At 43.1% G+C, this 25629-nt stretch carries 24 protein-coding genes; 7 read left to right on the top strand and 17 right to left on the bottom strand.

The features are described from left to right. The 4 genes from Q0081_RS18060 to Q0081_RS18045 all read right to left on the bottom strand — a co-directional run bounded on the left by Q0081_RS18060 (position 1) and on the right by Q0081_RS18045 (position 5507). Entirely contained in the window at positions 1 to 1086 is a 1086-nt protein-coding gene (locus tag Q0081_RS18060; RefSeq protein ID WP_298356316.1) for a DUF1611 domain-containing protein, read from the bottom strand. Between the two features lie 34 nt (positions 1087 to 1120). Further along, positions 1121 to 3661, bottom strand: a complete 2541-nt coding sequence (locus Q0081_RS18055; protein ID WP_298356313.1) for a serine hydrolase — start codon at positions 3659 to 3661, stop codon at positions 1121 to 1123. A gap of 90 nt (positions 3662 to 3751) precedes the next feature. Further along, positions 3752 to 4306: a translation initiation factor IF-3 gene (gene infC, locus Q0081_RS18050; RefSeq protein ID WP_298356310.1), complete on the bottom strand. Its 555-nt coding sequence runs from the start codon at positions 4304 to 4306 to the stop codon at positions 3752 to 3754. 226 nt (positions 4307 to 4532) lie between these two features. After that, on the bottom strand, positions 4533 to 5507 hold the full coding sequence (locus Q0081_RS18045) for a hypothetical protein (protein ID WP_298356307.1): 975 nt from the start codon (positions 5505 to 5507) through the stop codon (positions 4533 to 4535). Positions 5508 to 5590: 83 nt separating this feature from the next. On the opposite strand from Q0081_RS18045, the gene Q0081_RS18040 reads away from it, so the two are divergent. Further along, on the top strand, positions 5591 to 6628 hold the full coding sequence (locus Q0081_RS18040) for an RluA family pseudouridine synthase (protein ID WP_298356304.1): 1038 nt from the start codon (positions 5591 to 5593) through the stop codon (positions 6626 to 6628). 39 nt (positions 6629 to 6667) lie between these two features. On the opposite strand, the gene Q0081_RS18035 is transcribed toward Q0081_RS18040, so the two are convergent. Beyond that, positions 6668 to 7024, bottom strand: a complete 357-nt coding sequence (locus tag Q0081_RS18035; protein ID WP_298356301.1) for a hypothetical protein — start codon at positions 7022 to 7024, stop codon at positions 6668 to 6670. A gap of 100 nt (positions 7025 to 7124) precedes the next feature. On the opposite strand from Q0081_RS18035, the gene Q0081_RS18030 reads away from it, so the two are divergent. Continuing rightward, positions 7125 to 8033, top strand: a complete 909-nt coding sequence (locus tag Q0081_RS18030) for a helix-turn-helix transcriptional regulator (protein ID WP_298356298.1) — start codon at positions 7125 to 7127, stop codon at positions 8031 to 8033. A 193-nt stretch (positions 8034 to 8226) separates the two neighbouring features. Here the strand turns inward: Q0081_RS18030 and kdsA are convergent, their stop codons facing one another. The 9 genes from kdsA to Q0081_RS17985 all read right to left on the bottom strand — a co-directional run bounded on the left by kdsA (position 8227) and on the right by Q0081_RS17985 (position 14190). Next, the gene (gene kdsA / locus Q0081_RS18025; RefSeq protein WP_298356295.1) at positions 8227 to 9081 is read right to left on the bottom strand and encodes a 3-deoxy-8-phosphooctulonate synthase; all 855 of its coding nucleotides are present in this window, start codon (positions 9079 to 9081) and stop codon (positions 8227 to 8229) included. Between the two features lie 3 nt (positions 9082 to 9084). Beyond that, a complete protein-coding gene (locus tag Q0081_RS18020) occupies positions 9085 to 9429 on the bottom strand; it encodes a DUF86 domain-containing protein (RefSeq protein ID WP_298356291.1) in 345 nt (114 codons plus the stop codon). Next, a complete protein-coding gene (locus tag Q0081_RS18015; RefSeq protein WP_298356288.1) occupies positions 9419 to 9712 on the bottom strand; it encodes a nucleotidyltransferase family protein in 294 nt (97 codons plus the stop codon). The genes Q0081_RS18020 and Q0081_RS18015 overlap by 11 nt, the downstream gene beginning before the upstream one ends. Positions 9713 to 9787: 75 nt before the next feature. After that, on the bottom strand, positions 9788 to 10690 hold the full coding sequence (locus tag Q0081_RS18010) for a MoxR family ATPase (RefSeq protein WP_298356285.1): 903 nt from the start codon (positions 10688 to 10690) through the stop codon (positions 9788 to 9790). Between the two features lie 43 nt (positions 10691 to 10733). Beyond that, positions 10734 to 10937, bottom strand: coding sequence for a type II toxin-antitoxin system HicA family toxin (locus tag Q0081_RS18005; protein ID WP_298356282.1), 204 nt, complete (start codon positions 10935 to 10937; stop codon positions 10734 to 10736). 4 nt (positions 10938 to 10941) lie between these two features. Continuing rightward, positions 10942 to 11196, bottom strand: a complete 255-nt coding sequence (locus Q0081_RS18000) for a type II toxin-antitoxin system HicB family antitoxin (protein WP_298356280.1) — start codon at positions 11194 to 11196, stop codon at positions 10942 to 10944. 67 nt (positions 11197 to 11263) lie between these two features. Further along, positions 11264 to 12397: an amidohydrolase family protein gene (locus Q0081_RS17995; protein WP_298356276.1), complete on the bottom strand. Its 1134-nt coding sequence runs from the start codon at positions 12395 to 12397 to the stop codon at positions 11264 to 11266. Between the two features lie 54 nt (positions 12398 to 12451). Further along, positions 12452 to 12940, bottom strand: a complete 489-nt coding sequence (gene ispF, locus Q0081_RS17990; RefSeq protein WP_298356273.1) for a 2-C-methyl-D-erythritol 2,4-cyclodiphosphate synthase — start codon at positions 12938 to 12940, stop codon at positions 12452 to 12454. Between the two features lie 11 nt (positions 12941 to 12951). Then, complete coding sequence (locus Q0081_RS17985) at positions 12952 to 14190, bottom strand: pitrilysin family protein (RefSeq protein ID WP_298356270.1); 1239 nt, start codon at positions 14188 to 14190, stop codon at positions 12952 to 12954. Between the two features lie 197 nt (positions 14191 to 14387). On the opposite strand from Q0081_RS17985, the gene Q0081_RS17980 reads away from it, so the two are divergent. Beyond that, a complete protein-coding gene (locus Q0081_RS17980; protein ID WP_298356268.1) occupies positions 14388 to 15566 on the top strand; it encodes a lipopolysaccharide assembly protein LapB in 1179 nt (392 codons plus the stop codon). On the opposite strand, the gene Q0081_RS17975 is transcribed toward Q0081_RS17980, so the two are convergent. Continuing rightward, positions 15567 to 16112: a YCF48-related protein gene (locus tag Q0081_RS17975; RefSeq protein WP_298356263.1), complete on the bottom strand. Its 546-nt coding sequence runs from the start codon at positions 16110 to 16112 to the stop codon at positions 15567 to 15569. Positions 16113 to 16288: 176 nt separating this feature from the next. Between Q0081_RS17975 and nfi the strand changes: the two genes are divergently transcribed. Further along, positions 16289 to 16996: a deoxyribonuclease V gene (gene nfi, locus Q0081_RS17970; protein ID WP_298356259.1), complete on the top strand. Its 708-nt coding sequence runs from the start codon at positions 16289 to 16291 to the stop codon at positions 16994 to 16996. A 10-nt stretch (positions 16997 to 17006) separates the two neighbouring features. On the opposite strand, the gene Q0081_RS17965 is transcribed toward nfi, so the two are convergent. Together Q0081_RS17965 and Q0081_RS17960 are read right to left on the bottom strand one after the other, a co-directional pair. Then, the gene (locus Q0081_RS17965; protein ID WP_298356256.1) at positions 17007 to 18521 is read right to left on the bottom strand and encodes a gluconokinase; all 1515 of its coding nucleotides are present in this window, start codon (positions 18519 to 18521) and stop codon (positions 17007 to 17009) included. 55 nt (positions 18522 to 18576) lie between these two features. Continuing rightward, positions 18577 to 19449 (bottom strand): AraC family transcriptional regulator, encoded by an 873-nt coding sequence (locus Q0081_RS17960; protein ID WP_298356251.1) that lies wholly within the window; start codon positions 19447 to 19449, stop codon positions 18577 to 18579. A 163-nt stretch (positions 19450 to 19612) separates the two neighbouring features. Between Q0081_RS17960 and Q0081_RS17955 the strand changes: the two genes are divergently transcribed. The 3 genes from Q0081_RS17955 (at position 19613) to gnd (ending at position 25368) form a co-directional block, all read left to right on the top strand. Continuing rightward, positions 19613 to 22771: a SusC/RagA family TonB-linked outer membrane protein gene (locus tag Q0081_RS17955; protein ID WP_298356248.1), complete on the top strand. Its 3159-nt coding sequence runs from the start codon at positions 19613 to 19615 to the stop codon at positions 22769 to 22771. 69 nt (positions 22772 to 22840) lie between these two features. Further along, entirely contained in the window at positions 22841 to 24376 is a 1536-nt protein-coding gene (locus Q0081_RS17950) for a SusD/RagB family nutrient-binding outer membrane lipoprotein (RefSeq protein ID WP_298356245.1), read from the top strand. Positions 24377 to 24468: 92 nt separating this feature from the next. After that, the gene (gene gnd / locus Q0081_RS17945; protein WP_298356242.1) at positions 24469 to 25368 is read left to right on the top strand and encodes a phosphogluconate dehydrogenase (NAD(+)-dependent, decarboxylating); all 900 of its coding nucleotides are present in this window, start codon (positions 24469 to 24471) and stop codon (positions 25366 to 25368) included. The last annotated feature ends 261 nt before the right edge of the window (positions 25369 to 25629 follow it).

The following is a 25629-nucleotide window of genomic DNA, read 5'->3' as shown; positions in this document are numbered from 1 at the left end:
TTAAAACCTATCAGCGTTGAGACTAAGAATTGTTTGAACATCAATGCCTTCTTCTAACGGCAACCAAACCGGAATTCCCAAACGTGCTTTATAATTTCTTTGGTAGTCAAAGGCTTCCCGGTCACTGCAATCTTCCGTATTGAGCGCCAACGCAATCACTTTTGAGCCAAATTTTTCAATAATCTCAATTTCAGATTCTACACTCGGAATCTTCCCCCAATGCGGTTCGTTGTCAAAATAGGTACGCTTAGGTGCATGGACCAAAATCACGTATTTGGCCTGTCCCGAAATCAAAAACTCTAACCCGCACGGCCCGCTCGGGTTTCGTAATGACGATTGGCCTTCTATCAAAATCACTTCCGCATTCGTTTCTTTCCAACACGATACAATGGCGTGCTCCACCTCGCCCGACACAAAATCATTGAGCGTAGAGTCAAAAACAAACCCGTATTTTCCTCCCTGTAGCCAGCCTGTTTGACCCGTATAAATCATTTGTGCATTGATGCCATTGGCTTCGCACGCCTGACGTATCATGCGGGCAGTAGTGCGTTTGCCCAACGCACAATCCATCCCGATGACCGCAATAATGGGTGCTTTTACGTCATAAATCTCCCCCGTCCAAAAATGCAGATCTTTGCGTGATTTGGGCTTGCGCACATCTATCAATTGGACGTTATGTTGTTCGGCTAAAGCCACTATTTCAGGCTTTTCGGATAAATATTCGTGCAAACCATTGACAATAGAAATTCCTTTTTGAATCGCTGCCTTTATAATTTCCAACATATCCGAAGGCAACACTCCGCCCACCGTAGCTACTCCAACAATCAAATAATCAATAGGTTGTAACTTTTCAAGCGACTCAGTCAAACTCGAAAAAATAGGAATGTTCCGATGTTTTCCGTCCAATACAGCGCCCGCGTCCTGTCCGGCAGTCGGCGGGTCTATCACGCCTACAATCTCGTAGCGTTCAGTTCCGCGGATAAGCCCGTGTGCCGTTTTGGCGTCGTTGGTAACGAGCAAGCCGTTGGTAAGAATGACAGCCCCCCGCCCCCCAATGGGGGAGTTATTTTTTACAATGTATTCCATATTCTTGACCTACGTTCTTTTATCATTAACTGTATTAGTTCCCCCGTTGGGGGGTAGGGGACTTTATAAATACCCCCGAAAACCTCCCCGTAGGTTGCTGATTCTGATACACCATTTGCCCATTGACCCATACTTTTTCAATTCCCGACGAAAGCGCCGTTGAATTCTGAATGTTGGCATTGTCTTTCACCGTGTTGGGGTCAAAAAGCACTAAATCAGCAAAATAGCCCGTTTTTATCAGTCCCCGGTTTGGTATACCTAAACTTTCCGCGGTCAGAGCTGTCATTTTATAAACAGCCGTTTCTAAGGTCAAGGTTTTGGTGTTTCTCACGTAATTTCCCAATACCCTCGTAAATGCGCCGTAGCCACGCGGGTGCCCGCCCCAGCCGCCATCCGAACAGATGCCCGTAAATGGCCAAGCTAAGAAATTAGCCACGTCGGTTTCACTCATGGATTTACCCATGATAGTCTCAATACTGCCTTTGTAATCGGGATTTTTAGACTCAAAATCACCTGCTTGAGCAATTAAAGCCATCAAAGTTTGAGCAGGTTTTTCATTTCTAGTATTGGCTATTTCTGCAATGGTTTTACCCGCATAAGCAGTATTGGGCGCAAACCGAACCAAGACCGAACCGGCCGGGTCAAACAATTGATTAACGGCAAATGCAGCGCTTTCTAAATTGGTATAATCTCGTTTTGGAAACAGCACGCGTAGAGTTGAATTCCAAAAATCATACGGATAGCAATCTGCGGTAATATTGATTCCTTCCGAGCGTGCTTTTTGCAATTTCGCTAATACTTCGGGTGACCGTCCCCATTGGTCACGTTTGGCAATTTTAATGTGCGATACCTGTACCGGCATCTTGGTTTGTTTGCCAATGTCAATAATTTCGTCCAATGCTTCCTCCAGTCCAATGTCTTCACTGCGAATGTGACTGATGTACCGCCCATTGGCTTCTGCAGCAACTTTCGCCAATTGCAATACCTCATCACGGTTAGAGAAAAAAGCCGATTCGTATTCCAAACCCGTTGCCAAACCCAAAGAACCTTTGCTCATTTCAGTTTTCAACTCAGCTTTCATTTTCTCAATTTCTTCGGGCTTTGCCGTGCGATACAAGCTTTTGGCTCCCATCGCCTTTGACCGCAGGGTTGAATGTCCCGTATAAGTAGCGACATTGACCGAAACAGGACGTTTATTCATTCTGCTTAGAAGAGTATCCATCGGAAAACTGCCACCATCCTGCCCAATCACAATCGTTGTAATCCCTTGGCTTACCAGCGCCTCTGCACCCGGATGTGTCTCCAAACCACCAAAATGGTGACTATGGGCATCAATAAATCCAGGAGTCAACGTCAGGCCGTTTGCATTGGTAACGGCTTCGTTTGGAAAAGGTTGTAAATCACCGATTTCCCATATTTCATTGTCTTTCATCCGAACCGAAGCCCGACGTGCCGCCGTACCAGTTCCATCCATCAGATTGGCGTTGGCTATTAGGTTTGTATTGGGTAATTGGGGTGACCTCCCTTCCAGAATGTCTTTGATAATAGAACGCGCTGTAGCGTCAGTTGAACTGGTAAGGATAATCCAAGTAATTTTCTTATCAATGTCTCTCGATATATTGTTCAAAAAACCTACCCAACTGCCTGTATGCGACATCTTTTTACCTGATTCGTCTAAGAACCAACCAAAACCATATCTTGAAATCGTACCATCATTAAGTTTCGCAGGTGTAAATGCCTCTTTCAACGTACTGGCACTCACCAATTTTTCCGTATAAAGTGCCTGTTCCCACTTCAGCAAATCCTCCACTGATGAATACACATTCCCGTCACCTGATACACCATCAAGACGAACTAAATCATTTGGAAGCATTTGCCCATTTTCTCGTATAACCCCAAAAACACGGTTGGCTGGGTATTGCTTAATGGTGAAGTTATAAAGATAGGTATCTTTCAACCCCAACGGTTTGACAATCTGCTGATTAAAATAGTCCTGTATCAACATCCCCGACGCTTTTTCAATCACCATAGCCAACAAAACATAACCTGTATTGCAGTAAGAAAACTTCCCGTTTGGTTCAAAGGCAAGTTTCGGTTGATGATTTTTCAACAGTTGAAGCACCTTTTCGTTGGTCAGCGTATCGAGCGTATTGTAATATTGAGTAGCCAACTCAAAGTACTCAGGCAGACCGCTTGTGTGGTTGAGCAAATGCCGAATCGTAATGTTTGAGTAAGGAAATTCGGGCAAATGCCGTTGCACTTTATCGTCGAAGCTGAGCTTGTCTTTCTCCTTGAGCATCATAATCATCATGCCCGTAAATTGCTTTGAGATAGAAGCTAAATTAAAAGCAGACGTTGTTTTGAGCGGTTCGCGAGTAGTCAGGTTAGAAATCCCAAAGGCTTTTTTATACACTGCTTTGCCCTCTTGTGCCAATAGGAATACACCATTTAGCATCCCGCGTTCGTACAGTTTGGTTAAGGCAGAATCAAGGGTGGTAATTTGTTTGGGCGTAGGTTGGGCACAAACAGTGACTACTCTGACAAAAGCAATCAGGAATAAACAGACCTTACTCATAGCACAATGGGGTTTAGGTAAAATAGAAAAGCCTATTGAAAAAGCACCGAAGCGCTTTTTCAATAGACTCTAATCAGCATATACAGTAAGCTACTTTTTAATAGCCTTAGGTGTCAAAATCATGCTCATCCGTTTGCCTTCAAGCTTGGGTTCCAGTTCGACTTTGCCAACTTCTTCCAATGCTTTGGCAAAACGCTCTAAAAGCTTATAACCTTGGTCCTTAAATACGATTTCACGTCCTGAGAACTGTACGTAAGCTTTCACTTTGGCACCTTCTTTCAAGAAGTTGATGGCGTGTTTGAGTTTGAAATCATAGTCATGATCATCGGTAGTAGGACTAAAGCGAATTTCTTTAATCACCACTTTCTGCGCATTGGCCTTGATTTCTTTCTGCTTTTTCTTTTGTTCGTATTTGAATTTAGAGTAGTCAATTACTTTACAAACGGGTGGAACGGCATTGGGAGAAATCTCTACTAAGTCCAGGTTTTGTTCTTCCGCCATGCGCAAGGCCTGCTGCACATCATAAATGCCTTGTGGGACATTTTCACCTACTAAGCGTACTTGCGGTACTCGGATACGCTCATTGATACGATACGGTTCTTCTTGTCTTACTGGTCGAAAAGGTCTGCGTTGTTGTTGAGCCATTCAGTACTTAAATTAGGATAAGTTTTGTTTTGTGCGAAAACTAATCAATAGTTGAGTTTTCTACAAAAAAATGTGTAAAAAAGTTTATATTAAATGCAAAAATAGGAGTTAAATGTGAAGAGTTATGGATTCCATATAAAAAAGTTAGGAGTTAAAGATTAAAAGTTAATAAAGTTGCCCTTCTTAACCCGTAACCTTTAACTCCTTTTTATTTTATTTTCAACGACTAACGTACCTTAAACGTCGTTGAACCAATACGGAAACCTTCACAATACAGCTCAATGGTATGGTCCCCTTTTTTCAAAGGAATACCGCCGCGTGAATAAATGATTGAGCCTTGCGAGCCGTCATTGCTATAGTTAAGTGTTTGTTTAGCAGTATAAACGGTTTCGCGTCCTCCGTAAACAAAAGTCCCTGAGCCAGTCGCCATATCGGCCATCACCGCCCCTTCGGGATCCAAGATGCGCAGATACACTTCACGGTTACCATTTTGCGAGATAGGATTGGCCGCTAAATCGAAATCTACTTTGAGTTTGTCAATTCGTTTTGCTCGATAAGCTCCTCCATCGCGTTCTTTTCCTTTGGCAGAAACCGCATTTACGGCAATTTTTTCTGCTTTCAATGCCGACGCAATCGTTACTTTTTCGGCCAATTCCCGGTTTTTGACACTCAAATTACCCACCGAATCTTCAAAAGTGCGTTGCGTGCGCTGCAGTGTTTCTCTTTCACCCTCTAAACCCGTCACCTTGGACGAAAGCTCCTGATTTTGAGCGGTAACAATTCCCAGTTCTTCTTTCAGTTTGGCAATATCGGTATCTTTTTGAACCAGAATTGCCTCATAGTTCTTTATTTTCTGCTTGTATTTAGATAAATCAACATTGGCCGCACTGGATGCGCTCCGCAAGGCTGCTTTGTCCTTGTCAAGTTGTTGTTTTAACGTAATCAATGAGTCCACTTGCCCACCCAACTGCTGAATTTCAGCTATCTTAGCGTCTAATTGCGCCGAAATTGAGTCCAGCTTCATTTTAGTAGCTACAACTTCTTCCGTTCTAACGGCAATGACGGTTTCCTGTTCTTTGTTCTTTTCCCGTTCTTTGTAGAAAAAATAAATCAGCACCACGTTTAGAAGAGCTAAAATCGCTAACGCCGCAAGGAGGAGGCTTTTACGGTCTTTCTTTTGTCCTTCTTGATTATAGTCCATAATATTGTTAATTTGTTAGAGATAGTTATCGCCCAAGAAACGCCCTGCTGAAAAATTTATTGCAAAAATTAAAAAATATTTCAATGATTGAAAATCATTCGCCAAACACCGACGAAGAAGAGGAATTTTACGAACATCACCGCATCGTGGTCGACCGCGGTCAATCCCTCATGCGCATTGACCATTATCTTAAGCATCACCTTTCCAATATTACAAGGACCAAACTACAGAACGCCATTGAAACTGAGTCGGTAAAAGTTAATGATAAACCAGTAAAATCAAGTTATAAAGTCAAGCCATTGGATGTGGTTACCGTCTCAATGCCGCATCCACCACGCGACACAGACATTATCCCCGAAGATATTCCGCTTACAATTATTTATGAAGACGAGGAGGTATTGGTTCTCAACAAACCTGCAGGTATGGTGGTTCATCCTGCTCATGGAAATTGGACGGGCACTGTTGTCAATGCTTTAGTTTATTATTTTCAGAACTTACCTACGGGAAGAAACGGCGAAGCAAGGCCCGGACTGATTCATCGAATTGATAAAGATACTTCAGGGCTGCTCGTTATTGCCAAAACAGAATATTCAATGGCGCATATTGCGCGGCAATTTTTTGAACATACGACTGAGCGTACCTATTATGCCCTTATCTGGGGAGAACCCAAAGAGGCCGAAGGGACCATTGTAGGGCACATCGGTCGCAGTGCCCGCGACCGCAAAATAATGGCGGTTTATGAGGATGGCAGTCAGGGAAAACATGCCGTGACTCATTATAAAGTACTGCAATCTTTCAAATACGTAAGTTTGGTTCAATGCAAGCTGGAAACGGGTCGAACGCACCAAATCAGGGCTCATTTTCAGCATTTGGGACATCCATTATTCAGCGATTCGGTCTATGGCGGCGACAAAATTCTGCGCGGTACAACGAGCGGCAGTTATCGCGCCTTTGTCGAAAACTGCTTTCAACTCATGCCTCGTCAGGCGCTTCATGCCAAATCGCTTGGTTTTCAGCACCCACGCACCAAAGAATGGATGCAATTTGAGTCAGAATTGCCCGAAGATTTTAAAGCCGTATTGGCTAAATGGGAAAAATACGGTAATCCAAGCAGTGAGTAGTCAGAAGCGAGTACGGAATCGTGTCCGTTCGGTTAGCTATTACGATTCTATCACATTCGTAAAAAGATAGAGCCATATCAATCGCGCCATTCTGAAATTGAACTGAAAAAGAATGAGTACCACTAAAATGCTGACTACTAAATTTTTAACATCAACGGCATTGGCTCCTAACGTCATACAAATTGCATAGACCACAGCCATTTCTAAAGTGGCAAGTCCATAACTGACGTACATAGCGCCCCAGTAAAAGCCCGGCTCTTTACTGAAATTGTAATGACAATGAGGACAATTCTCCTGCATCGCGGCAGGTCGGAAGCTGAGCAGATTTTTCGTGTTAAACACTTGTCCCTTATGGCATTTGGGGCATTTATTTTGAAGGGCGTGAATGAGCGACATGAGCTTTATTTTGATTTTTTGAATATACAAAAATAAAGCTATTTATTACCAAAAATAAGCCATTTTTGTAGCCAAATACAGGATAATACGGACATTTTTCATGAAAAACATTCCCATTTACGGTATCACGGAATTTTCAGAAACCGATTTGGTAACCGCATTTTATGCCAATAATTTACGGAGTCATCTTCAAAGTCATCGTTTTGTTAATTCAGCACATAAACACAGCACCTATATTGCGGTATTGTTTACGGAAGGAAGCGGGAAACATGAAATAGATTTTGACACCTACGAAGTACGTCCAGGAAGCGTATTTTTACTTACGCCGGGGCAAGTGCATTCGTGGGAGCTGTCGGCGGATATAAACGGCTACGTTTTTTTCCACACCGAATCATTTTATAATACCGCGTATCTTTCTAAAAAGTTGACCGATTTTCCCTTCTTTTATCTCCAAACTAACTACCCCGTTATTTACCTGCAAGAAGATGCTTTGGACTCTGTAATACCTTTGTTTAAAGCGATTTACGAAGAATATCAAACCCATTTACCGTTCAAATTTCAAAAACTGAATTCGCTGATTGATTTAACCTATATTCAACTCTCAAGGTCTTATCAGGAACACAACAAAGTCGTTGATAAACAGCCTTTTCAGTACAACAGAATAAAAAAACTGGAGAAATTGATTGATGAAAATTTCAAAACGAAAAAACTTCCTAAAGAATACGCTGATTTAATGAATATGACAACGCGTCACTTAAATCGCATTTGTCAGGAAACATTAAACCAAACAACGACCGATTTGATTCTGAAAAGAGTCATGGTAGAGGCACAAAGAATGCTGATTCACAATGATGTAACCGTAGCTGCCGTTGCTGACTCTTTGGGTTATGAAGATTACTCCTATTTCATTCGGCTATTCAAAAAGCAGATAGGAGAATCTCCCAAAAAATTTCAAAACCGAATGACAAATTCTGCGATTGTAAATAGTAAAAACGACTTGCTTTTTTAACGGAGACTATAATTGTTGGAAAGAAAATTTCATTCAAGCTGACTATGCTTTTCAAGTATGAAGCGATGCGAGTAGCTCATTCGACCCTAAAATTGGATGGAAAGAAGTGGATGATAAAAGCAGATTAATTTTTGTAGCAAAACCTCACAGGTTTACAAATCGTCAAACCGTGAAACCTGTGAGGTTTATATACCTAAGCCAATACCTGAGCCGAAGCGCGGTATTTTACTTCGACGTTGTGAAGCTCGATGAGAGGCTTCAAGAACTCTTCCAAATAATTGATGTCCAACTGACTCGCTGCATCACAAAGCGCTTCTGACGGACAGGTATGGGCTTCCACAAATAAGCCATCCACTCCCGCAGCTACGCCGGCGCGAGCTAACACAGGCAAATACTCACGTGCCCCGCCTTTGCTGTCTTTAGAAGGAATCCCGTATTTACGAATCGCATGAGTTACGTCAAATACCACGGGATAGCCCGTTTTGTTCATGTGATAAAAACTACGCGGGTCCACAATCAAGTCATTGTAACCAAAAGTATAACCCCGCTCGGTCAGGATAATCTGCTCATTTCCACTGTCTTCAATCTTTTTGACAGGGTGCTTCATATTTTCAGGAGCCAAAAATTGCCCGTGTTTCAAGTTCACCACACGGCCTGTTTTAGCAGCTGCCACGACGAGCGTAGTTTGCATACAGAGGTACGCAGGAATTTGAAGCACGTCTACCACTTCGGCTACCGGAGCACATTGTTCAGGATAATGCACATCGGTTAAAAGCGTAAAGCCAAATTGCTCTTTTACTTTTGCCAAAATCTTGATACCTGCCTCTAAACCGGGACCCATGTAATAATCCAAGCTACTGCGGTTGTCTTTCATGAAAGAAGACTTATAAATTATTTTGATACCCAGCCGCTCCGAAATTTCTTTGAGGCGTTCAGCTACAGTCATCATTATTTTTTCGTCTTCAATAACGCACGGCCCCGAAATCAGGAATAATTCATCGGCTCCGCACTCAATATCGCCTACGCGAACGATTTTCTTTTGTTGCATTTCTTATAGTTGATTCAATATGTGTTCAATTTTTACCTTCAAGTCGGGAATATCACTCAATATAATCCCCCAAATTACATCAAAGTCAATCCCGAAATATTCGTGGATGACAATATTTCTTAATCCAACAATTTTGCGCCATTCTACTTCACTAAACCGCAGTTGGGTTGTTTTTGTAACATGATTACCCGCTTCTCCAATGATTTCAATTTGTTTAATACAAGCAAAACGCATCATTGAATTGCCTAAAAACTTATCAATATCAACATCATGTGTATAAGTCTCAATTTCTAAAATGGCATCGTAAATATGTCGAAGTCGTGCTTCATCCCCCAATTCACCTTTCATATATCAGTTGTTTTTCTGCTTCTATATAGGGTCGAATGTATTTTGATAAGCCTTCTTCTGAAACCAAATCCACTTTTTTATGAAGTAAGTCTTCCAAATCAAAAATCATTTGTACATAATGAAGTCCAATTCGTTGAGAATAATCTAATTCAACCAACAAATCCACATCACTTTCTTCAGTTGCTTCTCCCCGTACATACGAGCCAAACAGATACGCCTTCAAGACCGGTTGTGTCTTAAAATAGTTTTGAATTCGGCGGATATGATTCTTGGATAACTTCATCGAGGTAAGATATTAATGCAAAAATGCTTTTTTTACCAACAACTTCAAACTGTGCAATTAGCTTTCCGGGGATTTCTACGCTTCTTCCAACTTGGACTTAATCCCAACTTTATCAAATAACTCCGACAGACTCAACTGCGTTTGTCGAATATCCTGCCAATCTTTCAGGACAACTCCGAGGGTAGATTCTACCAACGATTTTTCCAGATGATTGATGTGCATACCTGCCAAAGCCTGCGCCCAATCGAGTGTTTCAGCAATGCCCGGCACTTTATTGAGCCGTTGTTTTCGCAACTCCTGCATAAAGGCAGTAATCTGACGTGCCAACGTCGCGTCTATTTGCTCTACTTTCGATTTTACAATGGCCAATTCTTTCTCAAAGGGCGGATAATCTATCCACAGATACAAACACCGCCGACGCAAGGCTTCCGAAAGTTCACGGGTACGATTGCCCGTCAGAATCACGTGCGGGATATGGGTCGCCTTAATTGTTCCTATTTCGGGAATGGTTATTTGCCAATCCGAAAGCATTTCGAGTAAAAAGCTCTCAAATTCTTCGTCGGCTCTATCTACTTCATCAATCAACAAAACGGGAGACTTTGGGTGCGTAAGTGCCTGTAAAAGGGGGCGTTTCAGTAAAAATTTCTCACTAAAAATAGATTTCTCCATCTCTTCCTGACTGCGTTCTGCTTTATTACTTTCTCCCATTTTCAAATACAACAACTGATGTTGATAATTCCACTCATAAATGGCGTGGTGAGCATCCAATCCTTCGTAACACTGCAGTCGAATCAAGTCTGTCTCTAACGCCTGCGCCATTACTTTGGCAATTTCGGTTTTGCCCACACCTGCCGGACCTTCAATCAAGAGCGGTTTATTCAATTGCATTGCCAAATAGACTGACATTGCTACGTATTCGTCAGCAATATAGCCACGCGATTGGAGTAATGTATGAACCGAGGGAAGGGAATGAGACATTCTTTTAGTTTATGTGGGTTTATGTAGCTCTTAAAACATTAACTTACAATTCATCCATGCTCGTATCCGTCCGCTTAAGAATCGACAAAAACAATCCCAAGGGAATATCTTTGTTTCCATGGACAGGAATAGGCATTGTCTGTTTTCTTTCGGGGTGATACATTAAATGATAACTACCATTAATACGTTTCATTATCCAACCTTTTGCTTCCAAAACCTTGATTAAATTCTTTGGTGACTGATTCATCAAGTTATGCTATCAAAAGTTTAGAAGCTGAATTGATGGGTACAGAAATGGAATACTCTACTGCATTACTGTCATCAGGAATAGGAAGTCCTTCTTCTTCCATTACTAAAAGAACGCCTTCCAGAGCATCTCTAATATTTTGCATCGCTTCCTCCATGGTACTACCGTAAGCTATACAGTAGTTAAGTGTTGGAATGTCAGCAAAATAACCTCCCGTGTCATCTTTGGTAATGACCACTCTGTAAATTCTATTTTCCATTTTTGGTAATTGTTTCGAATCATTTCTTCCAAAAACACTCAAAATCTCTACTTAAATCATGCTGTATTTAATCAGGAAATTGCGACTTATCAATATTAGGAATAATCCGCAACGCGTTTTTGTAATATACTTTTTTCAGCACTTCGTCGGACAAACCCATTCCGTACATCCGCCAAAAAGCGTGGTATTTTTTGTGGTAAGGGAAATATTCGTCATCCGTTTCCAAAACCCGAAAATACGTTGCGTATTCGGAAGGCACCCAACTGTCTTTTCCAAATAGGATTCTATCCTGCCATTTGGTAAAAAACTGATTGGCAGCGCGAGGTTGACGCCCCAATTCTGCAATGACCGCTCCGATTTCTACGTACATATTTGGGAATTTCTTCATCAGGCTATCCAGTTTTTTAAGGTCATTGGGATACCAACCCATGTGTGCATTGATGAACGTCGTTTTGGGATGACGGGCAAAAACGGCGTGTTGTTCGCGCATTAAGGAGTCAAAAGGAACGGGGTCGTTGGCATCTCGCTTGCGTCCTGCGTGAGTTTTGAGTTCCAACCAACGCTCGTTGTAGCGGTCCATAGGGTCCCAAAATGATTTGGGGTCAGCAGTGTGAATAATGACCGGAATGCCCAATTCACCGCATTTTGCCCAAATTGGATCAAGACGTGGGTCACTTACGGCTACGCGTTTACCGTCGGTGTCTTTGATGCCGCTGAATCCCAAGCTTTTATACACTTTCATTCCAACGGCTCCCGCTTTTACATCATCTTCAATTTGCTTGGCAGCGCGTTGCCCATAGCCCGGTGAACCAATGTCTTTCAATTCAGGATTGGTAAAAATCATGAACCGTTTCGGATAATTTTTGCGAACATTGGCAATGGCACCGTTGATGGTAGAAGTGCCTTCTTCCCATTGTTGCGAAAACCCCCGACCGCTCAGGTTGACCATTACTCCCATATTAAGCGCGTCCATATCAGTTATCAATTTTCCTAAATCCTGAGAATTCATCCCGAATTGGTGATTATGAACATCAATAAATGGAAATTTCGATCGCGTTACTTTATGCTCTGCGACCTTGAGCGTTGAGATAGGGTCATATTCTTCAAAACCAAGCGGTTGAGTAATGGGGCCGTTGTTGGTGTTTTGGCCACAGGCAGCCAAGGCAATCAAACTGCAAAGAAAGGCAAGGTGTTTTTTCATTGTATTGGGTTTTGAAATAATGGTATCCTTCACTGCTTTTATTCTTACTCTTAACTATCTCCCTTCAGGTTTATAGATCAAAGCCACACACAATGCGGCAATCCCCTCTTTTCGGCCTACAAATCCCATGTTTTCGGAAGTAGTGGCTTTGATGGAAATATCTTCGACATCTACGTTCATTACTCCTGACAAACATTCTTTCATAATGGGTATGTGTGGATTGAGTTTTGGTTCCTGCAAAATCACCGTTACATCTACATTTCCGACCTCATATCCTGCCTCACGAATCATTTCCAAAACTTTTGCTAAGAGTATTTTACTGTCTACGCCTTTCCATTGCGGGTCTTTGTCCGAAAAATGGTAGCCGATATTACGCATATTGGCCGCACCCAGCAGCGCATCACATAACACATGGCACACCACATCGGCATCTGAATGCCCTTTTGCGCCATAAGTATGAGGGATTTTAATGCCTCCTAACCAAAAATCTCGACCTTCTTCCAATTGATGAACATCGTAACCCTGTCCGATTCTAAATTTCATTCGTCTTTTCTTTATTGAATGGCTCGATAATACAACGTAGAACTGTTTTCTTTTCTAAGAACTCGTTTAGCCATATTTTGCACATCTTCTACCGTTACAGCCTGTATTTGTTCTGCTTCACAATTGACCAAATCGGGGTTTCCCGAACTGGCTGCATACGCCAAATTCATGGCCCGATTAAGCAGTTCAACTTCTGAGAAAGCAAGTGTAGATTCGGCCTGATTTTTTACTTTATTCAACTCCATTTCCGGCAACGTTATTTCTACCAGTTCCTGTAAGACTTCTTCCACAGCAGCATCGGCTTCTTCAAACGTCACACCCGGGTTCAGATTTCCCTGTACTACGAACAAACCTGGATCCACTGAAGCTGTATTATAGGCGTTGATATTCGTAAACAACTTTCTCTCTTTCAACAATTTTTGATACATACGTGCTGACTTTCCACGTCCCAACACATCACTCATCAAATCAACCGTATAATAATCCTCCGCAAAACGTCCCGGAACATGATACGCTTTATAGAGCGCGTTCAATGGTACTTTTTCCGCCGTTTCCATAAATCGGGCAGCCGTTTGAATCGGCTCCTGAGGCAAGTTTCTGACGTACTTCTCCCCTGCTGCGATGGGTCCAAACCACTTCTCCGTTAATGCTTTCACTTGCGGCAACGTCACATCGCCAGCCACGACCAAAATCGCGTTGTTGGGAAGATAGTATTTATAAAAAAAGTGTCGAACATCTTCGAGTGTCGCATTTTCAATATGGCTGATTTCTTTGCCAATTGTGGCCCAGCGATAAGGATGCACCTGATAAGCCAACGGACGCAATTTAAGCCAAACATCCCCATAAGGCTGATTAAGGTAACGTTGATTAAATTCCTCTATTACTACTTTTTGTTGAATTTCAAGCACTTTAGGGTCAAATGACAGACTCATCATCCGGTCGGATTCGAGCCAAAAGGCCGTTTCCAAATTGACGGCCGGGAGAGTAATGTAATAATTGGTAATGTCGGGCGAGGTGAAAGCGTTGTTTTCTCCGCCTACTTTTTGGAGCGGTTCGTCGTAAGCAGGTATGTTCTTGGAGCCGCCAAACATTAAATGCTCAAAAAGGTGAGCAAAGCCGGTGCGGCTTTCTTCTTCATCACGCGAGCCAACATTGTACAAAATATTGACTGCCGCCATGGCAGTAGTATGATCTTCGTGGACATAGACTTCAAGGCCGTTGTCAAGGGTAAAATGGTCGTAGTGAATCATGAATTTTTGCGTACACAGTCAATAGTCGGCAATCAACAGTAAATCCGGGTTAGGTTCTGATGAATACTCCCTCGTTCCGTAAAAAAATAATTGTTTATTAAACTCTTTATTGGTTCTTTAACGTTAAGGACAAAGCTAAAGGTTTCCCACCGAACGCCCAAAATTAGCATTTTCTATCTATCTGCAGTAACCGCTACATGAAACGAAACATTCTCTTATTTAAAGGAAATACCTCAAAAATAAAAAACTCAATTCTCGCTCACTTTTTGCAGTTTTTCCTTTTTCTCTTTGCTTTTTGTTTTGTTTCTCCCACAGCCCATACTCAAATTCTGTACGACATCCCTACCCAAAATTTAGTTCTGGAAGCCATTGATCATATTTATAATTATGAATTTGGAGAGGTTGAACCTGTAGCACGACAAATTCGAGCCAAATATCCTAATCACCCCGTTAATTCTATGCTCAAAGCCATGCAGCTACAATGGCAATACCTGCCCGTGAAAGACAACAAAGGGGTTAGTGGGCAATACCTTAGTCTATTACATGATTGTTTGGCAAAAGCCAAAGTATTAGAGAAAAACGAAAAGACACGTCCGGAAGCCGCTTTCTTTTCAATGGCAGGGCATGGCTATATTGCATTAATGCATAATTACAATGGCGATAAGCTTAAGGCCGTCAGTGAAGCCAAACAAGCGTATGATTACGTGATGGAAGGGTTTAAATACATGGATAAAAATCCTGAATTTTATTTTTCGTCTGGGTTATACAATTATTACGTAATTCGCTATCCTGAAGATCATCCGATTGTTAAGCCCATGCTATTTTTCTTTAAAGACGGAAACCGCGAGGAAGGCCTTCGACAAATGGATGTTGCCGCCCGAAAGGGGGTCTTTACACGCACGGAATCAGCATTTTATTTAGCCAGAATTTTTCTAAAACATGAATTACGGTATGAACGTGCCGGTGTTTATTTAGCATCATTGACCCAAAAATACCCTAACAATCCCATATTTTTGATGAAATACACGGAAGCTCTATTACTTCTGAACAAATACGAGGAAGCCAAACCTTACCTCGAACGACTTACCAAGCGGACGGACAAGTTTTTCCCCATTATATGGCGAACATTTGAAGGTTTAATTCAGGAAAAGCACCTCAAAAACGACCAAGAAGCTGTCAAGTTCTACCAAGCGGCTCTTCGCCAATCCTACGACGACGAATATACCAAAGAGTACCACGCTTTTTCTTATGCAGGTTTGGCCCGCATTGCTCTTCGGGCAGGAGACCGTAAAAAAGCCATTGGCTATTATAAAAAAGTAGAAGAACTGGCCGAATACAAAGCTCTCTTAAAAGAAGCAAAAGATTTCTTCAGGTAGTTACTCGATCTGCTTGCCAGCCATCGTTGGTTGATTGGCAACCAGTTGTATTTTCCAAACACCCATTTCCTGCACCAACGTAATTCCGCTTTGCGATGTAATTTGCACTACCCCTGTAGCTAAAGGCTTCACAATTACCAGTGCTTCCGTTAGTGGACAAGCTTCCGGGTTCCAACTTGTGCCGTTCCAATGAAGAATTGTTCCCTGATTTCCCACCGCCCAACCCTCCTGAGCATTGGCAAGATATACTGCCGTCAGATTTTCATTGGTAAATACCAACACATCACTCCAGCGTTCACCATCCCAACGAAGCAGTGTCGCATTGTGGCCAACTGCCCAGCCATAATCATCAGTTAATACATCAAGTGCGGTGATTGGTAGAGTTGTGGGCAATTCTACATTTTCCCAATTTTCCCCAAAAAACCGTTGGATTTTCCCATCCTTTATTCGCCAATTATTTTTGGATGATGAAGCATTTGGAGCCTGTGCCCATACTGCTATGATAGTTGCTAACAGAATCAAAAAAGAAATAAGTAATTTTTTCATGGATTTGTTGAGTTTGGCATAACTTTTTAAAATATACTTCCCAATGGTTGCTCACAAATCATGCCAAGGCAACAATTTTACCGTATTGATATAATTTTCAACGACTTAGGCAAGCCTACAGATAACGAAAATTTGACTAAAAATGTATTTAAAGTGCTTTTTAATCCACTTTTACAGTGAAGCTCAACTACGATCGATTAACCATCTCCGAAGCCAAAGCGATTCAAGTTCAATTGCGTGAAAGTATTGATTTAACTCCCCGACAACAGCCCATTCATACCATCGCGGGTGCAGATATTTCCCTGAATCGTTTTAGTGAAATCATTTATGCGGGTATTGTTATCCTGCGTTATTTGGATCTACAACCGATTGCTTACTCGTTGGTAAAAAGTAAGACTGTCTTTCCTTATGTACCCGGTTTTTTAGCTTTTCGGGAAATACCGGCTTTGGTGGAAGCCTTTGCGCAACTACCCACAAAACCTGACATCATCATGGTAGATGGACACGGGATAGCGCATCCGCGAAGAATGGGGATTGCCGCCCATTTTGGCAGCCTTACTCAAACGGCAACATTGGGCTGTGCCAAGAAAATTCTTTTTGGAAAATGGCAGCATCCAGGCGACTACAAAGGCCAATATTCGCTGATTAAAGACAAAGAAGAGGTCATTGGGTATGCCCTTCGGAGTAAAAACAAGGCAAACCCGATTTTCATTTCGCCGGGCAATCAGATGAGTTTGGAAGATAGCTTAACCGTCACTTTACACTGCATCGGCAACTATCGCCTGCTGGAACCCACCCGTAAAGCTCACGAATTTGTGAATCAATTTCGCACGGGACAGTTGCAGGAAGGTTATCATGAATTGGGCAATTGGAATTTATTTTAACAAACGATTTTTATCCCTGCAACGCTACCAACGCATCAAAATCTTCGGCCAACTTATAGCTCAATCGGTCAAATATTTCCGCAAAACGGGTATACTGAGCATGGTGAGCGGCATTGGCCTGATAAGTTTCTACCGAACGAATGGTTTGAGCCGCCGCTTCCAAATCGCTGAAAACTCCTAAGTGTGTCAGCGCTAATAGGGCAGCTCCTGCACTCGCGCTGTCGTGCTTATCATTGACATAAACCGTTTTACCAAATACGTCAGATAATATCTGTGCAAATAAAGGCAGGGTTGCGTATGCTCCGTTGATGTATAGATTTTCAATGGAACGATACTGTTGAAGGAGTTTACCGATACTGAACATTTCATAAATAATTCCTTCTACTGTAGCACGAATAAAATGCCGCCTTTCGTGAGTAATATTGACCCCAATGTACGCTCCACGTGCATTGGCGTTCCAAAGTGGGGCTCTCTCTCCGAGTAAATAAGGTAAAAACAAAAGTCCGCCTGCTCCTGCCGGTACGCGCTCGGCCTCAATCAGCAATTGTTTGACCGTGTGTTCCATGTCCAAATGCACACCTGATGCTCCAAATTGTTGCACAAACCACTCAAATACCACACCGCCATTGTTGGTAGGGCCTCCGGATATGTATTTCCCTTCCGTTAAAATGTAATTAAAAAATCGCTGTTGGCTGTCCTGAATCATTTGCTTGCCTGCCACGCGCATCGCTCCGCTTGAACCAATGGTGATGGTTGCGTTTCCTTCGGTCACAACACCTGCACCAACCGTAGCAAAACACCCATCGCTTGCTCCAACAATCACTTTGGTGGCACTCGAAAGACGAAAAAGTCGAACGTATTCTTTTTTAAATTTAAGTTCTGCAAAATCAATAGGTACAGGTTCTGACAAATGTTGGGGCTTAATTCCCGCATAATCCAACGCCAAAGAATCCCATTTCAGCGAATGAATATTGAACAAACCCGTAGAAGAAGCAATGCTTTGGTCAACAACTAACTGCCCCGTAAGTTGATAAATGATGTACTCTTTTATGGAGATAAATTTATAGACTTTTTCAAACCAAGTGGCGGGGGTATGATTCCGAAACCAACGAATTTTCACCAACGGAGACATGGGATGCAGGGGGGTGCCTGTCTGTTCATAAATCACTTTTCCTTCTTCCGAATTTTTGAGCGCATTGGCTTCGTCACGTCCCCGGTTATCGGCCCAAATGACAGCATTTCGCAAGGGTACCCCGTGCTTGTCAATGGGCAAAATACTGTGCATGGAAGCCCCAAAAACCACCGCTACGGGGTGATGTTTTTTTGTTAATTCATCGTTAAGCAGGCTTTTAAGCGCATACAACACCGTCAGATAAATCTGCTCCGGGTCTTGTTCACTGTAGTCAGGCTGTGGATGAAAGGTCGGGTATGTGCCCTGCCGCCAACCAATCAAATTGGTAGCTTCATCAAAAGCTGAAACTTTAACTTTTGTGGTTCCGATGTCTATGGTGATAATGCAATTCATAATAATTGAAAGCCCCCCCGCCCCCGATGGGGGAGTTTTTTAATTAGCCTTGGGGTTAGGGAGCTTTTTTTCGAAAATGTCCCGGTGTATAACCTGTTAATTTTTTAAAGGTCGTCGAAAAGTGCTGTGAGGAATAAAAGCCCGTATCTAATGCTATGTCAGTCAGACTCTTACTCGTTTGCCTTAATTGTCTCATTGCTTCGGCAATTCGAATATTAATCAAATAATTGAGCGGAGAAAAACCCGAATAAGCCTTCACTTTTTCCGTAAAAGCCGTGCTGCCCGACCCCACGACAGTAGCCATTTCTTCTACTGTCCAGGGATGATCCAGACTATCACGAAGCATTTGTTCGAGTTGTTCAAAAGCATGGGGGAAATCCCGACGCTGATTTTGTTGTTGGCTCAGGTGACGCACAATCGTTACCAACAATTCGTCCAACAATTGATTAACACGAGTTTGATACGCAAATTCAGCCTGTTTTACTTCTGCTTCAATTCGTAACAGCAAATCGTTGGCCTGCTTCAAATTATTTAAAACCATAGGGGCATGAGAAACCAAAAGCCGCCCCATGAGTTTTTGGTCGTTTTCACTAATTGTCGACCATTTTCCCAAAAAAAGTTCTCTATGTACTTCGAACAATTCGGGCTCTAAAATAATCCAGGACAGGCTCCCGATTTCGAGGGTATTTGTAGGGCTTCCGAAGCCTTGCCAGGGGCACAAAACCACTACATCATTGGGATAAAGTACATGTCTTTGCCCTTCCACCATCCACTCAAATTTCCCCTCCAGAACGCATACAATTTGCACTCCTCCCCTTACCGAAACCGGCCAGTCATTGAGACGAACGGTAGGATTTTTGAGACGTACTAACTCTCTTATATGAGCAAAATCAGGCAGCGGCAAAAGCGGCTGAACGGGTAGATTCATTTACTAAAAAAACAATTATTAAATTTTTTAAATAAAACATAAAAATATTGCAAAATTCTACATCGTCCATTCGTAGAAGTTTTTTGTACAATACTATGCTTTTTTTGCAATCAGTTAAGCACCCTATAATTTCATTATTACATCATTCCAATCTTTCACCCAGATGAGAAAACGTTTATCCTTGCCACGAGTTGCCCTACTATTGATGGCTTACCTGGCGATCCAAAGCACACTTTGGGCGCAAACCCGCATAAGTGGCACTGTCACAAATGCAAATGACAAATCAGCGTTAGCCGGCGTGTCCGTATTGGTAAAAGGAACCAATACGGGTACATCTACCGACGGAAACGGAAACTACGCCATTAACGCCCCCTCAGGAGCTACTTTGGTTTTCAGTTTCATCGGTTATAGCCCTAAAGAGATTTCTATTGGAAATCAGACCAAAATTGATGTTTCACTCGCCGAAAGCGCCGAAGCATTGCAGGAAGTAGTAGTTACTGCTCTCGGTATCAAAAAAGAGTCCAAAAAACTGGGATACGCCACTACGACCATCAACGCGAATGCGCTTACTGAAAACCGATCACCTAACTTCATGAATACCCTCCAAGGGAAAATTGCGGGCGTAAATATTTCCGGTCTGGGTACAGGACCGGCAGGTACTTCCAAAATCAGGATTCGGGGGCAGTCTTCTATTTCGGGGCAAAACAACCCGCTCATTGTGGTAAACGGTGTACCGATTGACAATACAAACTTTGGTACTAACCCCGGCAACGCGGCATCCGACAACTCTATCGGAGTACGCGGCAGCGGCAATACCTCTGACGGTGGCGATGGTCTCAGTTCTATCAATCCCGACGATATCGAAAGCATGACGGTCTTGAAAGGGGCAACGGCGGCCGCCCTGTACGGCTCTCGGGCTAAAGATGGCGTAATCATGATCACAACCAAATCTAAAGGCGACAGCAAGGGCATTGGCGTTACCTACAACACCAACTACACCAACGAAACCCCGCTTGACTTCACTAATTATCAATACGAATACGGTCAAGGTGAGAACGGTGTTCGCCCCACTACCCCCAACCCCACTTCGGGTCAATGGTCGTTTGGGGAGAAATTTCAGCCCGGCATGACCCATATACTTTTTGATGGCGTCACAGTACCGTATGAGCCTGTTTACAACCGCATCAGAAAATTCTACCGCAATGGCTCCAACTTTACCAATACGGTTTCTTTGGCTACCAATTCAGACAAAGGCGGTTTGAATCTTTCAATTTCTAACATGGACAGTAAAGGAATTGTACCCAATAATAGCTTCAACCGTAAGACCATCAATTTTGGATTTGCGTATGATTTGTCAAAGAAAATAAGTTTTGCGGGCAACATTAATTACTCTAAGGAATACAACAAAAATCCGCCAAACATTGCCAACCAAGATAACTCTATTCCAACTTCTATTGCCAACATGGCTAATTCCATGCCGTTGGATTTATTGGAAGCCAAGAAATTTAATGCTGCAGGTAATGAATTTATCTATTCACGGTTCATGAACCGAACCAATCCTTACTTTACGCTATCGGAGCAGTTTCAGAATATTCGCCGTGACCGCCTTTTTGGCAATATCTCAGTCAAATACAACATGACTCCCTGGCTATATATACAGGGGCGCGTAGGGCAAGATTACTGGTCGCGTGACCAGGATTATAACAATTTTCCTACAGGCCAAGCTTCACTTGCGGCAGCACCCGTTGGTTTTGTGAACGGTATTTACACCCAAGAGTCGCGGAGATTTAGAGAAACCAACCTTGATTTTCTGGTAGCAGCCACAAAAACCTTTGACAACTTCGGCCTTGATGTCAATGTGGGTGGCAATCAATTATATCGTCGTTCAGATCTAAACTCAGTTCAAGTACAGGATTTTGTAGTGCGTGGGCTTTATACCGTAATGAATGGCCGCTTGAAAGATCCCCAGTACGGACTTTCGGAAAGAGCGGTCAATTCGTTGTATGGCTCGGCAGAATTTTCTTTCAAAGATTATTTGTTTGTAAACGTTACTGCCCGCAACGACTGGTTTTCCACGCTGGCCCCTGCCAACCGCAGCATTTTGTATCCCTCTGTTTCGGCAAGTTATGTGTTTTCTCAGGCATTTGAAAACACGCCCAATTGGCTATCTTTCGGTAAACTTCGCGCTGCCTATGCCGAGGTGGGTAGTGATACCGACGTAAGCCCTTACTCACAGTCGCTCTTTTATGGTATCAACGCCAATTTATTTGGCGGGCAACCGGTGGGCGGCTCATCGGGGAATACCGTACCCAACGCCAACCTACGCCCGATGCGTATTTCAGAAAAAGAAATTGGTTTAGAGTTGAAGTTATTTAAAAACCGCGTTACATTAGATGCCGCCATTTATCAGAAACTTACCCAAGATCAAATCGTTTCGGCACAAATATCTGATGCTTCCGGTTTTACAAGTACCCTGATAAACAGCGGCCGTAGCCAAAACAACGGTGCGGAGGCATTGCTGGGTTTAGTACCTATCAAATCATCCGATTTTCAGTGGGATTTGACCTTCAATGCTTCTTATAACAAGACCAAAGTGTTGAGCCTTTTGACAGACACTCCCGGTGAGCGTATTACCGTTGGCACACACGTCTTCAACGGAGAATTGCGCCAGATAGTAGGTCAGGAAATGGGGCAAATTTATGGTTTTGGATTTAGAAGAAATGAACAAGGGCAAATGATTTTTGGTGCGAATGGCCTTCCGCTTCGCACGCCCGATTTGATTTCCTTCGGCAGTGCTTTACCAAAATGGGTGGGAGGCATCAATAACTCCTTCAATTACAAAGGTATCAACTTATCGTTTTTGATTGATTTCAAACTGGGAAATATGATGCTTTCCGGTACTAACTTCAACGCAGTGCGTCATGGATTAAACAAAATGACATTGGTAGGCCGCGAAGGTGGCGTATTGGGGGTAGGCGTAAACGAAAAAGGAGAAGTGAATGCTGTGAAAGCGCCCGTGCAGGATTATTGGTCGGTAGTACGCTCGCAAGCCTTGATAGAACCTATCATCTATGATGGGGGCTATTGGAAATTGCGCCAAATTACGGCAGGGTATGACATTACAAAGCTTTTACCCAAAAACTTCCCTGTTAAGTCCGCCAAACTGAGTCTGGTAGCCAACAATGTGTTGATGCTCAAGAAATGGGTGGACAATATCGACCCTGAATCATTTGGCTACTCGTCAGACAACCTCGTGGGTATGGAATCAACAGGCTTGCCTACTACGCGCAGTGTGGGCTTTAATTTGAACGTTAAATTTTAATTCAAGCCCCCAAACCCCTGAAGGGGGCTTAATACAATGCTTTCGGGGACACCTACAAATAATTGAACAATGAAAAAAATAATAAAAACAATCGCTCTTTTACTCCCCCTCTGGGGGTTAGGGGGCTTGATGACAGGCTGCGATAACGGCTTTGATGATCTCAACATCAACAAGACCGCCGCTACCGCCATCAATCCGGTGTTTATCCTTAACAATGCCACTGTTAATTCGTCTTTTACGAACAGCTCTATCTTTTACGATATGGGTATTGTTCAACAAATGATCACTCCCAACGAAGGCGTATTGGCAGGGGCTAATTTCAATCAGGACATCCGTGATAATACGGTGCAGAACTGGCAGAAATATTATCGTTCCGTTATCCGACATACGCAGGATGTAATTGATCAAACCAAAGCCCTGCCTAACCGCAGCAACCTGACCAACATGGCCAGAATTCTTCAAGCCAACGCTTTTATGATTTTGACGGACACCTACGGGGACATACCTTACACAGATGCTTCAAAAGGCTATACCACTCAGGTTTTTTCGCCAAAATACGACACCCAGCAATCAGTTTATGCGGGCATTATTAAAGAGCTTACCGAGGCTACCACGGCTTTGGATGCTTCTAAGACGATAGAGACTGCCGATATATTATATACCGGCAATATTGCACTTTGGAAAAAATACGGCAATTCGCTGCTGCTTCGTGCCGGTATGCGTTTGAGCAAAGTAGATGCCGCCCAAGCCCAGCAGGTAGTAGCCCGCGCCGCTCAGGCCGGTGTGATGGAGATTAACGCCGACAACGCCATAATTCGCCATGATGCCAGCTACGTAAACGGTATCGGAAACCTACTCAACGCAACCGAAGCCGCCAACGTATATTTAGCCGCTCCTTTTGCTGATTTTCTTAAAAACACCAATGATCCGCGCTTAAGATCCATTGCCGTACGGTATATTGGGGCAAAATCAGGCCCCGAACAAGTGGCCTCACGCGCTTCTACTGATCCCGCTGTGCAAATCGGGATGCCTTTTGGATTCAACAACAGCACCATAGCCTCTCAAGTAGCACTTAACAAATTGGCAAGTTTTTACGATTTCAGTCAAGTTGATAGAACCCGCATGACCAAAAATACCGCTCCCACGTTTTTGGTAACGGCTGCTCAGACGCAACTTTTACTGGCTGAAGCCACCCAGAGGGGATGGGTAACCGGCACGACTGCCGAAACTTATTATAATCGTGGTGTGCGCCTGCACATGGAACAATTGGCTCTGTATGATGCCAACGCTGCCGTGCCGGCGGCTTCCATTGATACTTATTTAAAGGCCAATCCCTTTGTGGCAGCAAATGCACTGGAACAAATCAATACGCAATATTGGGTGGCTTCCTTCCTAAACGGTGCCGAAGCATTTGCCAATTTCCGAAGAAGCGGATTCCCTAAACTGTCGCCCAATCCTTTCCCGGGAAAATCCATTAAGGGTGACTTCATCCGACGCCTAACGTACCCTAACTCAGAGATTTCGGTCAACAGTACCAACGTTAAAGAAGCCATTGCCCGTCAGGGTGCCGACGATTTGGACACCAAAGTGTGGTGGGATAAATAGTAAAAAGAAGCCGAAATTCAGAAGTGAGAAGCTTAGAATTGTTAATTTTGCTTCTCACTTCTTTTATATCATTCATTCACTTCGTATAAAATATGCAAATCGGATTCGTAGGTCTCGGCAAAATGGGCTACAACTTAGCACTTAATCTACATCGTCATGGCTATGAAGTGGTGGCTTACGATGTAGTCACCGAAAATGTCAAAAATATCCTTCTGGAAGGCATTGCTCCGGCATACAGTTTAGAGGACATGTGCCAACAATTGGAAGGACGCAAGGTGGTGTGGCTCATGGTACCTGCCGGCAAACCTGTGGATGATTGCATAGAAGCGCTGCTCCCTCATCTTGCTCCCAATGATATTGTCATTGACGGTGGCAACTCTAACTTCAACGACTCCGTACGTCGTCATAAATACCTTAAATCCAAAGGGTTTGACTACTTAGACTGCGGTACCAGCGGCGGCGTAGAGGGCGCTTTATTGGGTGCCTGTACCATGATTGGCGGTGAAGACGACGTATTCAGCTATTGCGAATCAGTATTCAGAGATATTTCCCTCGAAAACGGCTACCTGCACGCGGGCGGTCCTGGTAGTGGGCATTTCGTAAAAATGGTTCACAACGGAATCGAATACGGAATGATGCAGGCCATAGCCGAAGGATTTGAAGTGATGGAGAAATCGAACTATAACCTTAATTTGGAACAGGTGGCCCGGGTGTTTAACCACGGCTCTGTGGTGAGAAGTTGGCTGATGGAATTGACCGAAAATGCTTTTTCCAAAGACCCCAAATTGGATACCATCAAAGGGGTTATGCACTCGTCGGGGGAAGGAAAATGGACGCTCGAAACGGCCTTAGACATGGGAGTTCCAACGCCTGTCATTGCGTTATCGCTCCTCATGCGGTATCGTTCGCAGCAGGACGACACCTTTACTGGTAAAGTAGTAGCTGCTCTCCGAAACGAATTCGGCGGCCACGCCGTCGAGAAAGCCATTTAGAATGACCAATTCAGAATGTCGAGGTCAGAATGCAGAATGTCGAGTGAAATAAACTATTAAATTCGACATTCTGCACTCTGAATTCGACATTTTTATTTATGAGCCTGTTTAAACTTTAGTTTTTTTATTGATTTTACGTAGGAAAATGACTGAGAATGCCATAAAATGCAATGACATCCAATTTTTGACTGAAAATTCAAACCTCACTAAAAGGGCTTTAAACCCATCAATCCAAGCGTTTGAATGTTCAATCACAGATCT

The organism is Runella sp. (genome assembly GCF_027484545.1).
Classification (GTDB): Bacteria; Bacteroidota; Bacteroidia; order Cytophagales; family Spirosomataceae; genus Runella.
Note: the sequence above shows the minus strand (reverse complement) of the source record. Positions and strands in the feature narration are given on the sequence as shown.